The sequence below is a fragment of the Kitasatospora sp. NPDC098663 genome (assembly GCF_044760075.1).
GTDB lineage: Bacteria > Actinomycetota > Actinomycetes > Streptomycetales > Streptomycetaceae > Kitasatospora.
In genome coordinates this window covers 78343-90695 of the sequence record NZ_JBIWAP010000008.1, presented here as the reverse complement: position 1 = coordinate 90695, position 12353 = coordinate 78343, and the positions used below count along the sequence as shown (strand labels likewise).

The window sequence follows — 12353 nt, the reverse complement described above, 5'->3', positions numbered from 1 at the left end:
CGGCACCTCACGGCAGCACCTCCGACAGCCGGACGAAGCGCCGCCCCTGCGCCAGCAGCCCTGGCACCGCCGCCGCCACCCCGGGGGCGGTGCCGCCGCCCGGGTGGTTCATGTGGCAGATCACGATCGCCCCCGGCGGGGCCGCCGCGATCTCCTGCCGCACCTCGGCGGCGCTGAGCGTCGCCCCGCCGTCGCCGTTCACGGTGAAGCCCGCGGCGCGTTCCCCCAGGTCGGCGACCACCCGGGCGGCGACGTCGTCGTAGTGCGCGGTACCGGAGCGGAAGAACCGCACCGGGTGGCCGAGCAGCCCGGCGAGCTTGTGCGCGTTGCCCGCGACCTCGTCGTACACCTCGCCGACGCCACCGGTGCCGGCGATGCCGTAGGCGGAGCGGCCGGTGACCGAGAGCGGGCGGTGGACGGTGCCGTGGTTGCCGATCTCGAAGAGCGGATCGGCGGCGAGCTGCTTGAACACGTCCGGGTTGGCGTCGATCCAGCGGGCGTTCAGGAAGAGCGTGGCGCGGACGGAACGTTTCCGCAGGAAGTCGATCAGGTCGGCGTCGTACCCGTTCCCGCCGGGGCCGCCGCAGGCGTCGAAGGTGAGCGCCGTCGCGCTCTCGCCGTCGGGCAGCTTGGTGGTCACCCCGGTGACCTCCATCCCCCACTGCTTCGGCGCGGTGCCGCCGTACCGGTCGACCAGCTCGGCCCGGGTCGGCTCCCGGCTCGCGGGCGCGGCGGTCGGGGTGGGCGTCGGGGGCTCCGACGGCGTCGCCGCCGATATCGCCGAGGCCTCGGAGGCCTCCGAAACCGAAGCGGAAGCCACCGGGGCCGCCGCCCCGCCGCCCGCCGAGGGCCCGCACCCCGCCAGCGTGCTCCCGGCCACCGCCGCCAGCAGCGCCCGCCGACTCAGTGCCACACCCGCCTCCTCCGCGATGATCCGATCCGCTCGTTATGAATATGAACGGACTATTCGTCACCGCCCGCAACTCGCCGACCCGGCCGACGGCGACCCCCTTCACCGACCCGCCCCCCGCCCGTGGGCCCCGGCTCACCCCTGATTCACCGCCACGGGTAAGGGGCCGAACGGACCCGCCCGCCCCGACCCGGAGGACCCGATGCCCGCCGACCACGACACCCCACGCCCCGCCCGCCGCGACCTCCTCCGCACCGGCCTCACCACCGGAGCCGCCGCCGCCCTCGGCCTCGCCGCGACCACCCCCGCCGCCGCCTCCGCACCCGGCGCCCCCGGCACGCCGCACACCCCCGGCACCCCCGGCACCCCCGGCACCGAGCGGACCCTCACCCTCACCGGCCACCTCCCCACCGGCGCCCCCGACTTCGTCTACCTCCCCGTCGAAGTCCCCGCCGGCGTCCGCGAGATCGCCGTCGGCTACGGCTACGACAAACCCCCGGTCCCGGCCGGCACCCCCGGCAACTCCTGCGACATCGGCATCTTCGACGAACGCGGCACCGACCTCGGCGGCCCCGGCTTCCGCGGCTGGTCCGGCGGTTTCCGCACCGAGTTCAGCCTCGCCCGCGACACCGCGACCCCCGGCTACCTCCCCGGCCCGATCAACCCGGGCACCTGGCACCTCGCCCTCGGCCCCTACCAGATCGCACCGCAGGGGCTGGACTACCACGTCCAGGTCACCCTCCGGTTCGGCGCCCCCGGGCCGGCGTTCACCCCGCACTACCCGTCCGAGCGGGCCCGCGGCCGCGGCCGCGCCTGGTACCGGGGCGACTGCCACCTGCACACCGTGCACTCCGACGGACGGCGCCTCCCGGAGGAGGTGGCCGCCGGAGCCCGCGCGGCCGGCCTCGACTTCATCGTCTCCACCGACCACAACACCAGTTCCTCGCACGCGGTCTGGGGCCCGCTGGCCGGCCCCGACCTGCTGATCATCCCGGGCGAGGAGATCACCACCCGCAACGGCCACTGGCTGGCCCTCGGCCTCGAAGCGGGCCAGTTCGTCGACTGGCGCTACCGCTCCCGCGACGAGGAGTACCCGCGCTTCGTCCGTCAGGTCCGCCGCTCCGGCGGCCTGGTGGTGCCCGCGCACCCGTACTGCCCGTACGTCGCCTGCCAGTGGAAGTTCGGCTACGAGCAGGCCGACGGCGTCGAGGTGTGGAACGGGCCCTGGACGTACGACGACGAGTCCGCGGTCGACACCTGGGACGGCCGGCTCGCCGTCGCCCTGCGCGAGGGCCGTTCCTGGCTGCCCGCGCTGGGCAACAGCGACGCGCACAGCGCCCCGCAGGTGATCGGCGCCCCGCACAACGTCGTCCTGGCCGAGGACCTCACCCGGGACGCGATCCTCGACGGGCTGCGCGACGGGCGCAGCTGGCTCGCCGAATCCGCCGCCGTCCAGCTGGAGTTCACCGTCACCGGGCACGGCCGCCGGGCCGGCATCGGCGAGGAGCTGGCCGTCCCGGCGGACGCCCCGCTGGACGTGCGGCTCACCGTCTCCGGCGTCCCCGGCGGGACGGTCCGCCTGCTCACCGACGAGGGCCAGCTGCACCAGGAGTCACTGCCCGCCGACGGCTCCGGCACGGTGGTCTGGCGCACGACGGCCTCGCTCGCCGCCTACGTCCGGGCCGAGGTCCGCCACCCGAAGCCGGACGGGTCGCCGGGCAAGGGCAACGCGATGGGCCCGGACCTCCCCTGGGGCCCGATGGCGGCCCTCACCAACCCGATCGTGCTGCGCGTCGAGGACCGCTGAGCGCTCCGGAGCAGGAGTGGGGACGACTCGGGGCACCGGCGTGGACTAGGTTGATCCCCGAAAGCACCAGTCGTAGGGACGAGGCGGTCGGCTGTCCGTATCCGGGCCGGCCGGCCCGTCCGCACTCCGACCGCCTCGCCCCGGCTACCCGTCCGTCCCCGGCCCGCGAAGGGATCAGCAGCTGTGAACCGTACGACCGTAGGTGGGCCGGAGCTCGGGGGCGGCCGGGGCGCCGGCGGCGTCCTCGTCCTCGTCGACCCGGCCGGGGCCGGCCAGAGCCCGGTCGCGAGCCGGCTCGCGGAGGGGCTGCACCCGAGCGTCCACCTGCGTGCGCACGACTTCCTGCGGGTCATCCGGCGCGGCCAGCTCCCCCCGCACCTCCCCGAGGCCGAGCGGCAGAACACCACCGCCCTCGCCGCCGCCGCGCAGGCCGCCTTCGCCTACGCGACCGGCGGCTACCAGGTCATCGTCGAGTGCCCGGCCGCCCCGCCCACCCTGGACACCTTCCGCCGCGAGAGCCGCACCACCGGCGCCGCCCTCCACCTCGTGGTCCTCCAGCCCACCCCGGGCGCCGTCCCCGGCCCGCACACCCTGGACACCAGTTCCCTCACCCCCGCCGACGCCGCCGAGTCCATCCTCGCCGCCCTCACCCGCCGCACCCACCTCCTCGGCTGGTGACCGCGCCGGGTGCCCGGGGCCCGGGCACCCGGCCCGCACGGCTGCGCCCCCGCCACCCCGTCGATCGCCTCCCGCGGGAAGTCGGCGTCGCCGTCCCGCGCGCCCGGTAGCCGCCCGGGGTAGTGCGGCGGTGTTCTGAGCCCCCCGGGCCACCTCCGCGCCCCTTTCCCGCCCCGGACCGCAGTCCATCACGTACCGTGTTCGGATCAGCACCGGTTTGGGTACGTACCTCGGCGCGCCCGACGGGTGCCGAGCACCGCGGAGCCGGTCACAGCGCCGCCGCACCGTCACACAGCACGTTCAGCGCCCCCGGTCCGGGGTCGTCACTCCACCGCCGAGACCGGGTACATCACACACCGGGAGACCGACCGTCATGAGCCACGACCACATCCCCGCCCCCGTACGCCGGACCTACGGTGCGGGCGATCTGTCCCGGGCCGCGAGTTTCGCCGGTGGATTCATCAACTTCGGCTACTGGCAGGACATGGACCTCACCGCCCCGACGACCGAGGACCGGGTCCACAGCCAGGAGCAGCTCTACCGGCGGGTCCTGCGGGAGTTCGCGGAGCCACGCGAGCGGCTGCGGCTGGCCGAGGTCGGCTGCGGGCGCGGGCTCGGCGCGGCGCTCGCCCTGCGCGAGTTCCGGTTCGGGAGCGTGACCGGCGTCGACATCCACCCGGACCAGATCGAGCGCGCCCGCGCCGTCAACGCCAAAGCCCTGGCCACCTACCCCGACCGGCTGGCCTACACCTTCGGATCGGCCAACCAACTCCCCTTCGCCGACGCCTCCCTGGACGGCGTCTACTCCGTCGAGGCCGCCCAGCACTTCCGCGAACTCACCGGCTTCGCCCGCGAGACCGCCCGGGTGCTACGCCCGGGCGGCCGACTCGTCGTGACCACCTTCTTCGCCTCCGCCGGACCGGACATCACCGAGCGCCTGAACATCCTCCTCGCCAGCTTCGCCGACGGCCTCGACGTCCCCCACCCCCTCGCCGCCTTCACCAGCGACCTCGCCGCAGCCGGCTTCACCACCGTCACCACCGAGTCCATCGGCGACGCCGTCTGGCCCGGCCTCGACCGCTACCTCACCGACGCAGTCCCTCCCGGCCACTGGAGCCGCAACTTCCTCCCCGCCTGGCGCAGCGGCCTCCTCGACTACCACGTCGTCACCGCCACCCGGCCGGGGCCGGCGGAAACGGCCCGCCAGCCGATCTGACGAACCGCCCTGCGGCAGCGCGGCGGACCTGGCACAGGCCCGTCCCGTCACGAGGCCCTGGCGACTCCCCCCGCCCTCCGCGCCCGGCGGCCGCGACGCGCCGGATCAGCCGACCGCCGCGCCCACCCGCGGCGACGGCTCGGCCGCCGGGACGGCCAGGGCCGCCAGCCGGCGCAGGCTGGCCCGGCGCTGGAGCGCGCCGAGGCCGACCGTCGCCGCGCCGAGGGCCAGCCAGCCGGCCGGACCGGCCGTCATCACCACGCCGGTGAGCAGCAGCGGGCCCACCGACTTCTGCACCGACTGGGCCATCCCGGCCACCCCCAGGTAGGAGGCCTGGGCCCCCGGGGGTGCCAGGACGACCGCCAGCTCCCAGGAGCTCACCGAGCGCATCAGCTCCGCCAGCGTGACCAGCATCGCCGCGGCGAGCAGCGCGAGCGAGGCCGTCCACGGCCCGCCGCCGGTGGCGAGCGCGGTCAGCAGGCAGCAGCCGAGCAGCGTCAGGCCGTACCAGCCCACCGCCGCGGCCGCCCCGCGCGAACCCTCCGCCCGTGCCGAGACGCGCAGTTGCAGGAGCACCACGAGCACCGTGTTGAGGATCAGGAAGGCCGGGACGACGGCGTGCGGTGCGCCGGTGTGGTGGACGAGCCAGAGCGGCAGGCCGACGTTGAGGATCGAGTCGTCCAGGTTCAGCGGCATGTCGAGCGCGACGAACAGCAGGTAGCCCCGGTCGCGCCAGGGGCTCGGCACGGCCGCCGGGCGGGCGGCGGGCTCATCTTCGGAGGCCGCCGCGACCAGGCCGCGCCCGGCCGGCTCCCGGGTGCGCCAGACCAGGACGGCGGCGAGGGCGAAGGAGAGCGCGTTGGCCACGATCAGCGCGCGGTAGGCGGTCGTGGTGCCCATCGCCAGGCCGATCGCCGCGATGCCCGCGCCGAGCGCGTACCCGGCGTTGGCCACGCTGCGGAACAGCGCCTGGTACGTGCCGCGCCGCTCGCCCGCGATCCGGGTGGCGAACAGCATCTCCAGGGTCTTGGCCGCCCGTTCGGCCAGGCAGGTCAGGGCGACGGCGGGGAGCAGCGTGGCGAAGTCGTCGACGGCCAGCAGCAGGCCCATCGTGCCGATCCGCAGCAGGTGGCACCCGATCAGCAGCCACCGCACCGGCAGCCGTTCGGCCGCCCGCCCGGCGAGCGGGGACCCGGCGATCCCCGCCGCCGCGCCCACGCCCAGCAGCACGCCGAGCTGCCGGGCGTCCATGCCGCACACGTAGGTGAAGTACAGCACCGAGGCCGCCGCCCACACCCCGCTCCCGGTCCGGTCGACGCACTGCGCCAGCAGCATGATCCGCGCGTCCCGCCCGCCCGGCGGCTTCCGCAGCTGCGCCATCAGTCCGTTCCCCCGCATGGCAGGCCCCCCGTTGCATGATCGGCATCAATCTCGACATCAAGATACTTCACGTCGAGATAGATGTGGAAGCCCCGGCCGCGCCCGCCCGCCGCGCCCCGGGCCCGGGCCCGGGCCACCGGACCTCGACGGCGGGCGGGTGGTGCGCCACACTCTCCCCAGCAGCATCCGCGCTCCCAACGCACCGGCACGACGTCACGATCCACCGCCACATCGGAGAGCCACACGGTGACCACTCGTCAACTGCTGCACATCGCCTTCTCGTCCGGCCGAGCCGGGTCCGGTCCCGCCACCTGGGGCCAACAGGCCATCCGGGACGCCGTGAGCCGGCTCGCCCCGGCCGACGCGCCGCGCTACAACATCGCCGCGGCGGCGCCGCTCGACCCCGGGCTGCCGCTGCCCGTCCTGCTCGCCGGCCTGGAGCAACTGCTCCACCTGCACGACTCGCTGCACACCCGACTGGTGCCGGGCGAGGCCGGCCGCCTGCGCCAAGTAGTCGACCCCGAGGGCCGTTTGGAGGTGGAGGTGGAGCACTGCGCGGAGCCGGCCGATCCGGCCGAGGCGGGCGCGCGGCTGCACGAGGAGCTGGCGGCGCTCCCGTTCGACACCGCCGCCCAGTCGCCGATCCGGGTCGGCGTGGTGGAGGTGGGCGGGTCGGCCCGGTACGTGAGCCTGGTGCTCTCGCACACCGCGGTCGACGGCACGGGGATGAACCGCCTGGTGGCCGACCTGACCGCGCTCTGCCAGGGCACCTCGCCGGAGAAGCTGGCCGAGATCCGCGAGCCCGCCCAGCAACCGCTGGAGGAGGCGGAGTTCCAGGCCTCGGAGCGCGGTCGGCGGCGGGACGAGGGCGCCCGCAAGCAGTTCCTGCGCAAGCTGCGGCTGGCCCCGGCCAGACTGTTCCCCCCGCCGGGCGAGCCGGCCGGACCGGACGCCAGGTTCCCGAACGCCGTCCTGCGCTCGCCCGCGCTGCCCCGCGCGGTGGACCGGGTGGCGGCCGCCCATCGGGTGACGTCCTCCTCGGTGCTGCTGGCGGCGACGGCGGCGATGACGGCCCGGCTGTCGGGCTCGACGGACGCGGTGCTGAACGTCGTGGTGAGCAACCGCTTCCTGCCCGAGCTGACCAACGCGGTGAGCGTCGTCGCGGGCGACGGGCTGTTCCACCTCCCGGACGCCACCGCCGAGTTCAGGGACGTCGTCCGGCGCACGAACGCCGCCGCGATCGGCGCCTACCGCCACGCCTACTACGACAAGCTCCGACTGGAGGCCGAGATCGGGCGGCTCGCCGCCGAGGACGTCCCGCTCGCGGACCGGTCCTGCATCTTCAACGACACCCGCGAGCTGGTCACCGCCTCCCCCGACACCGGGACGGGCGAGGACGCGACCACCCTGACCTGGCCGGTGGAGTTCGAGCCCCGCCCCGGCCTGACCTACGCCCTGGACGCGCTGCAGTCCCCCGGTGCACTGAGCCTGGCCATGACGGCCGACCCGACGGTGCTCCCGCGCCCGGCGATGGAACGCTTCCTGTACGGGATCGAGGAGTTGATCCTCACCGAGGCCCGCACTCTCGAAGCACCCTAGGCCCTTGTCCGGAGGGCGCCGCATGATGCGTGGCGCCCTCCGGCGCCCCCTCACCAACGGCCCCTCCCCCCGGGCCCGTTGGCCCGCCGCTACGCTGGACCCATGCGGATCCTCATCCTCGGCGGCACCTCCTTCGTCGGCCGCGCGATCGCCGACGACGCCCTGCGCAGTGGCGCCGAGGTCGCCCTGTTCACCCGCGGCCGGACCAACCCCGGCCTCTTCCCCGCCGCCGCCCACCTGGTCGGCGACCGCGACACCGGCGACTACACCGCCCTGCACGGCGGCCGCTGGGACGCGGTGGTGGACGTCAGCGGCTACCGCCCCCGCCAGGTCGGCCAGGCCATGGACGCGCTCGGCGACCGGGTCGGCCGCTACCTGTTCATCTCCAGCCACGCGGTGTACGAGCGCGCCGGCCTCGCCCCCGGCTCGGACGAGTCCGCCCCGCGCCGCGCGCCCCTGCGCGACGCCGAGGACCTCACCGAGGAGACGTACGGCCGGCTCAAGGTCGCCTGCGAGGACGACGTCACCGCCCGCTACGGGGGCGGGGCGACGATCGTGCGCCCCGGAAAGGTCGCCGGCCCACACGACGAGCAGCGCGGGCTCACCTACTGGGCGCGCCGGGCCGCCCGGGGCGGGCGGATCGCGCTGCCAGGGCGGCCGGAGCAGCCCGTCCAGGTGGTCGACGCGCGCGACCTCGCCCGGCTGGTCGTCCGGCTGCTCCAGGACGACCGGGCGGGCGCCTTCCACGCCGTCGGCCCGGCCGAACCGACCACGCTGGGCGGACTGATCGCCACCTGCGCCGAGGTCGCGGGCACCGAGGTGGAGGTCGTCCCGGTGCCGCCGGAGAGCGCGCCGCCGCCGTTCTTCCCGCTGGTCCGGGCCGCGCCGCTCTGGCCCGGACAGCAGCGCAGTGCCGCCCGGGCCAGGGCGGCCGGGCTGCCGGCGACCCCGCTCGCGGTCACCGCCGCCGACGTGCTCGCCTGGGACCGCGAGCGTGGCGAACCGCCCCTCGGCCACGGCTTCACGCCCGAGCAGGAGGCCCGGGTGCTGGCCGAAGCGACGGGGTCGAGGCCCTGAACGGCCGCCGGCCCCGCACCGCACGACCGAGCAGGACGGACTGCCGGACGGCCACCCCGTCCTGATCAGTTGTCAGTGGCACGCGCTATGGTCGGCCCCGAACGATCCCACCAGCACCTGCACAGCACCGCCAGGGGGCACCATGACCGCGCACCGCACCACCGCGCACAGCGCCGGCCCGCGCACCACCCCGCTCGACGCGTCCCTCGACACCCCGCGCGACGCGTCGCTCGGCACCGCCGATCTCGTCGAGGGCTGGCGGCGGGTGGGCGTCCGCGAGGGCATGGCCGTGATCGTGCACTCCTCGCTCTCCAGCCTCGGCCTGGTCGACGGCGGCGCCGCGGCCGTGGTGGCCAGCCTGCGCGAGGCGGTCGGGCCCGGCGGCACCGTCGCGGTGCCCACCTTCACCACCGCCGTCGTCCGGGATCCGGCACCGGAGCACACCGGCCCGCCGAGCCCCGAGGTCGCCGAACGGCGCGCCGCCGTCCCGCTGTTCCACCCCGGGCTCCCCTCCCCGATGGGCGCCGTACCGGAGGCGCTGCGCGTGCTGCCGGAGAGCCTGCGCAGCACGCATCCGCAGGCCTCGGTCGCCGCGGTCGGGGCGCACGCCCGCGAGGTCACCGCCCGCCGCTCGCTGGGCTTCGCGGTCGGCCGCGAGTCGCCCTTCGGCGCGCTGCACGACCTCGGCGGGTACGTGCTGCTGATCGGTGTCGGGCACAACCGCAACACCTTCCTGCACTACGCCGAGACCTTCGCACCCAACCGCCGCCTGGGGCTCAGGCGCTTCCCGATGGCGATCCAGGGCGAGCGGGTCTGGATCGAGGCACCCGACGTGGGCGACGACAACGACACCCACTTCCCGGCCGTGGGAAAGGAGTTCGAGGAGCGGGCGGGCATCCGCGAGGTGCTGGTCGGCAACGCGCCCTGCCGGCTGATCCCGGTCCGGGAGCTCATACCCTTCGCCGTCCGCCGTCTCACCGAGCTGCTGGCGGCGGACGGCCCCGGAGCGGCGTAGCCCGATCGACCGCCCGTTTCCTCGGGCGGCCGACCGGACCACACCCGTCACCAGGTCACCGGATCACCAGGTCACCAGGTCACCAGGTCACATCCGGGGGCTCGACGCACCCAGGACTCAACGCTCCTCGTCGTGCAGCGAGTTGGTCTCCTGGATCTGCTTCCAGGACTTCGGCTCCACCGGCAGCCGCCCGGCGTCCGCACCCGCACCCGGCGCGAGCCAGGCCGCCGCGGCGGGCGCCGGCCCGGTGGCCGGCTTCGAGGCGGTGAACAGCCAGGTGGCGAAGAGGTCCCCGAGCTTCTTCCCGGAGACCTTCTCCGCGTACGCCTGGAACTCCGGGACGGAGGCGTTGCCGTAGCGGCGCTCGGCGGGCCAGCCCTTCAGGATCTGGAAGAACTTGTCGTCCCCGACGGCGTTGCGCAGCGCCTGGATGGCCACCGCGCCCCGGTCGTAGACGGCGCTCGCGAACTGGTTGGCGGCGCCCGGGTCGCCCGGCTTGACGGTCCAGAAGGGGTCGTCGGCCGGGTGTGAGGCGTAGACGTAGTCGGCGAGCTCCTGCGCCGTGCCCTCGTTCTCGTGCTCGGACCAGAGGAACTGCGAGTACCGGGCGAAGCCCTCGTTCAACCAGATGTCGCTCCAGTGCGAGACCGAGACGCTGTCGCCGTACCACTGGTGGGCCAGCTCGTGGACGACGACGGAGGTGTTGGAGCCGCGCGCGAACTGCCGGGGGCTGTAGAAGACCCGGGTCTGGGTCTCCAGGGCGAAGCCGGTCTTGACGTTGGGCACGTAGCCCCCGACCGAGCTGAACGGGTAGTCGCCGAAGTAGCCGCTCAGCCAGTCGACGATCTCGCCGGTGCGCTCGACACTGGCCTTGGCCGCGTCGGCGTCCTCGCCGAGGTCCTTGCTGTACGCGTTGTAGACGGGCAGCCCGCTCGGTGTGGTGTCGGTCGTGACGTCGAACTTGCCGACCGCGAGGGTGGCCAGGTAGGTCGCCTGCGGCTTGTTCTCACGCCATCCGTAGCGGGTCCAGCCGGCCTGCGAGACGGCGCTGGTCAGGATGCCGTTGCTGATCACCTGGTTGCCGTCCGGCACCTGGACCGAGACGTCGAAGGTCGCCTTGTCGCTCGGGTGGTCGTTGCTCGGGAACCACCACCACGCCGACTCGGGCTCACCGGCGGCCACCGCGCCGTCCGGCGTGCGCAGCCAGGCGGTGAAGCCGTACTTCTTCACGGTGGAGGGGACGCCCTTGTAGCGGACCACCACGGTCGCCTGGCTGCCCTTGGCGAGCGGCCGGGCGGGCGTGACCTCCAGCTCCTGCTCGCCGCTGGTGGCGAAGGTCGCCGGGCGTCCGTTGACCCGGACCTCCTGGACGTTCAGCGCGAAGTCGAGGTTGAAGCGGGAGAGGTTCTCGGTCGCCGTGGCGAGGATGGTGGTGGTGCCCTCCAGCTCGTCGGTGGCGGGCTGGTATTTCAGCCGGATGTCGTAGTGTGAGACGCGGTACCCGCCGTTCCCGTAGGTCGGGTAGTACGGGTCTCCGATGCCGGCCGCGCCGGGTTGGAAGTCGGCCGCCGAGGCGGGGACGGCCAGGAACAGGCTCAGGGCGCTGGCAGCAGAGACGATCAGCCTCTTGCGCACGTGGTCCTCCAGGGTCACTGGGACTATGGGTCGGATCGATCCATGTCCCGGTGGCTCCCGGTCCACTCCCCTATTGTGAGATGTTCATGAAAAGAAACAGGCCGACACGGCACCGCTGCGGCACCGTCACACCCCCCGCCCCCGCCCCCCCTCAGCCGCCGAGCGTCACCGGCGCCCGCACCAGCGAGCCGTACTCCGTCCACGAGCCGTCGTAGTTCTTCACGTGCGGGTACCCCAGCAGCTCGGTGAGCGCGAACCAGGTGTGCGCCGACCGTTCGCCGATCCGGCAGTACGCAATCACCTCACGCTCCGGTTCCACGCCCTTCCCCGCGTACAGCGCCCGCAGTTCCTCCGCCGAGCGGAACGACCCGTCGTCGTTGGCCGCCTGCGACCAGGGGACGTTCACGGCGCCGGGGATGTGCCCGGGCACCTGCGCCTGCTCCTGCGGCAGGTGCGGCGGGGCGATCAGCTCGCCCCGGTACTCGGCGGGCGAGCGGACGTCGACCAGCACCGCGTCCGAGCCGGGCTTGGCGAACAACTCGGCCTTGCCGAGCACTTCGTCCCGCAGCGCCCGCAGCTCCGGGCGCTCGGGCCCGGTCAGCCGGTAGGCGGTGTGCTGGTAGTCCATCACCTCTTCGGTGAGCCCGCGCCCCTCCAGCTCCCACTTCTTGCGCCCGCCGTCCAGCAGCCGCACGGGCCCGAAGCCGCGCAGCCGCAGCAGCCAGTAGGCGTACGCGGCGAACCAGTTGTTGTTGCCGCCGTAGAGCACCACGGTGGTGTCGTCCTCCACCCCGGCCGCCCGCAGCAGGTGCTGGACGCCCTCCCGGTCGGCGTAGTCGCGGCCGACCCGGCTGTGCAGGTCGGTGGTCCAGTTCCAGCCGATCGCGCCGGGGATGTGGTCCCGGTCGTAGGCGGTGGTGTCCTCGTCCACCTCGACGACCCTGATCGTCCCGTCGTCCAGGTGGTGGGCCAGCCACTCGGTGCGGACCAGCGCCTCGGGGTGTGCGTAGCCGTTGCCGGTCATCCCAGGCCCTCC

At 74.5% G+C, this 12353-nt stretch carries 10 protein-coding genes; 6 read left to right on the top strand and 4 right to left on the bottom strand.

Annotated elements, in window-relative coordinates; genetic code table 11:
• Nucleotides 1-7: 7 nt before the first annotated feature.
• Nucleotides 8-913, bottom strand: a complete 906-nt coding sequence (locus tag ACIQVZ_RS11175; RefSeq protein WP_402448880.1) for a polysaccharide deacetylase family protein — start codon at nucleotides 911-913, stop codon at nucleotides 8-10.
• Nucleotides 914-1112: 199 nt separating this feature from the next.
• Between ACIQVZ_RS11175 and ACIQVZ_RS11170 the strand changes: the two genes are divergently transcribed.
• From ACIQVZ_RS11170 to ACIQVZ_RS11160, 3 genes are all read left to right on the top strand, one after another.
• Nucleotides 1113-2717 carry a CehA/McbA family metallohydrolase gene (locus ACIQVZ_RS11170; RefSeq protein ID WP_402448877.1) on the top strand — a complete coding sequence of 535 codons (1605 nt, stop codon included), beginning with the start codon at nucleotides 1113-1115 and terminating at the stop codon, nucleotides 2715-2717.
• A gap of 183 nt (nucleotides 2718-2900) precedes the next feature.
• A complete protein-coding gene (locus ACIQVZ_RS11165) occupies nucleotides 2901-3395 on the top strand; it encodes a hypothetical protein (protein ID WP_402448875.1) in 495 nt (164 codons plus the stop codon).
• A gap of 373 nt (nucleotides 3396-3768) precedes the next feature.
• Nucleotides 3769-4611, top strand: coding sequence for a class I SAM-dependent methyltransferase (locus tag ACIQVZ_RS11160; protein ID WP_402448873.1), 843 nt, complete (start codon nucleotides 3769-3771; stop codon nucleotides 4609-4611).
• Between the two features lie 105 nt (nucleotides 4612-4716).
• On the opposite strand, the gene ACIQVZ_RS11155 is transcribed toward ACIQVZ_RS11160, so the two are convergent.
• Complete coding sequence (locus ACIQVZ_RS11155) at nucleotides 4717-5991, bottom strand: MFS transporter (RefSeq protein ID WP_402448870.1); 1275 nt, start codon at nucleotides 5989-5991, stop codon at nucleotides 4717-4719.
• A 246-nt stretch (nucleotides 5992-6237) separates the two neighbouring features.
• On the opposite strand from ACIQVZ_RS11155, the gene ACIQVZ_RS11150 reads away from it, so the two are divergent.
• From ACIQVZ_RS11150 to ACIQVZ_RS11140, 3 genes are all read left to right on the top strand, one after another.
• The gene (locus tag ACIQVZ_RS11150; RefSeq protein WP_402448868.1) at nucleotides 6238-7590 is read left to right on the top strand and encodes a condensation domain-containing protein; all 1353 of its coding nucleotides are present in this window, start codon (nucleotides 6238-6240) and stop codon (nucleotides 7588-7590) included.
• A gap of 102 nt (nucleotides 7591-7692) precedes the next feature.
• Nucleotides 7693-8667: an NAD-dependent epimerase/dehydratase family protein gene (locus ACIQVZ_RS11145; RefSeq protein WP_402448866.1), complete on the top strand. Its 975-nt coding sequence runs from the start codon at nucleotides 7693-7695 to the stop codon at nucleotides 8665-8667.
• A 142-nt stretch (nucleotides 8668-8809) separates the two neighbouring features.
• A complete protein-coding gene (locus tag ACIQVZ_RS11140) occupies nucleotides 8810-9682 on the top strand; it encodes an aminoglycoside N(3)-acetyltransferase (protein ID WP_402448864.1) in 873 nt (290 codons plus the stop codon).
• Nucleotides 9683-9799: 117 nt separating this feature from the next.
• Here ACIQVZ_RS11140 and ACIQVZ_RS11135 read toward each other — a convergent pair whose 3' ends face one another.
• Both ACIQVZ_RS11135 and ACIQVZ_RS11130 read right to left on the bottom strand, forming a co-directional pair.
• On the bottom strand, nucleotides 9800-11317 hold the full coding sequence (locus tag ACIQVZ_RS11135; protein WP_402448861.1) for a M1 family metallopeptidase: 1518 nt from the start codon (nucleotides 11315-11317) through the stop codon (nucleotides 9800-9802).
• A gap of 151 nt (nucleotides 11318-11468) precedes the next feature.
• A complete protein-coding gene (locus tag ACIQVZ_RS11130; protein ID WP_350883645.1) occupies nucleotides 11469-12341 on the bottom strand; it encodes a sulfurtransferase in 873 nt (290 codons plus the stop codon).
• Between the last annotated feature and the right edge of the window lie 12 nt (nucleotides 12342-12353).

What these genes read in the sequence shown, in the direction of transcription:
- ACIQVZ_RS11145 (WP_402448866.1), top strand. Translation starts at nt 7,693, where the DNA reads ATGCGGATCCTCATCCTCGGCGGCACCTCCTTCGTCGGCCGCGCGATC.
- ACIQVZ_RS11170 (WP_402448877.1), top strand. Translation starts at nt 1,113, where the DNA reads ATGCCCGCCGACCACGACACCCCACGCCCCGCCCGCCGCGACCTCCTC.
- ACIQVZ_RS11140 (WP_402448864.1), top strand. Translation starts at nt 8,810, where the DNA reads ATGACCGCGCACCGCACCACCGCGCACAGCGCCGGCCCGCGCACCACC.
- ACIQVZ_RS11160 (WP_402448873.1), top strand. Translation starts at nt 3,769, where the DNA reads ATGAGCCACGACCACATCCCCGCCCCCGTACGCCGGACCTACGGTGCG.
- ACIQVZ_RS11155 (WP_402448870.1), bottom strand. Translation starts at nt 5,991, where the DNA reads ATGGCGCAGCTGCGGAAGCCGCCGGGCGGGCGGGACGCGCGGATCATG.
- ACIQVZ_RS11130 (WP_350883645.1), bottom strand. Translation starts at nt 12,341, where the DNA reads ATGACCGGCAACGGCTACGCACACCCCGAGGCGCTGGTCCGCACCGAG.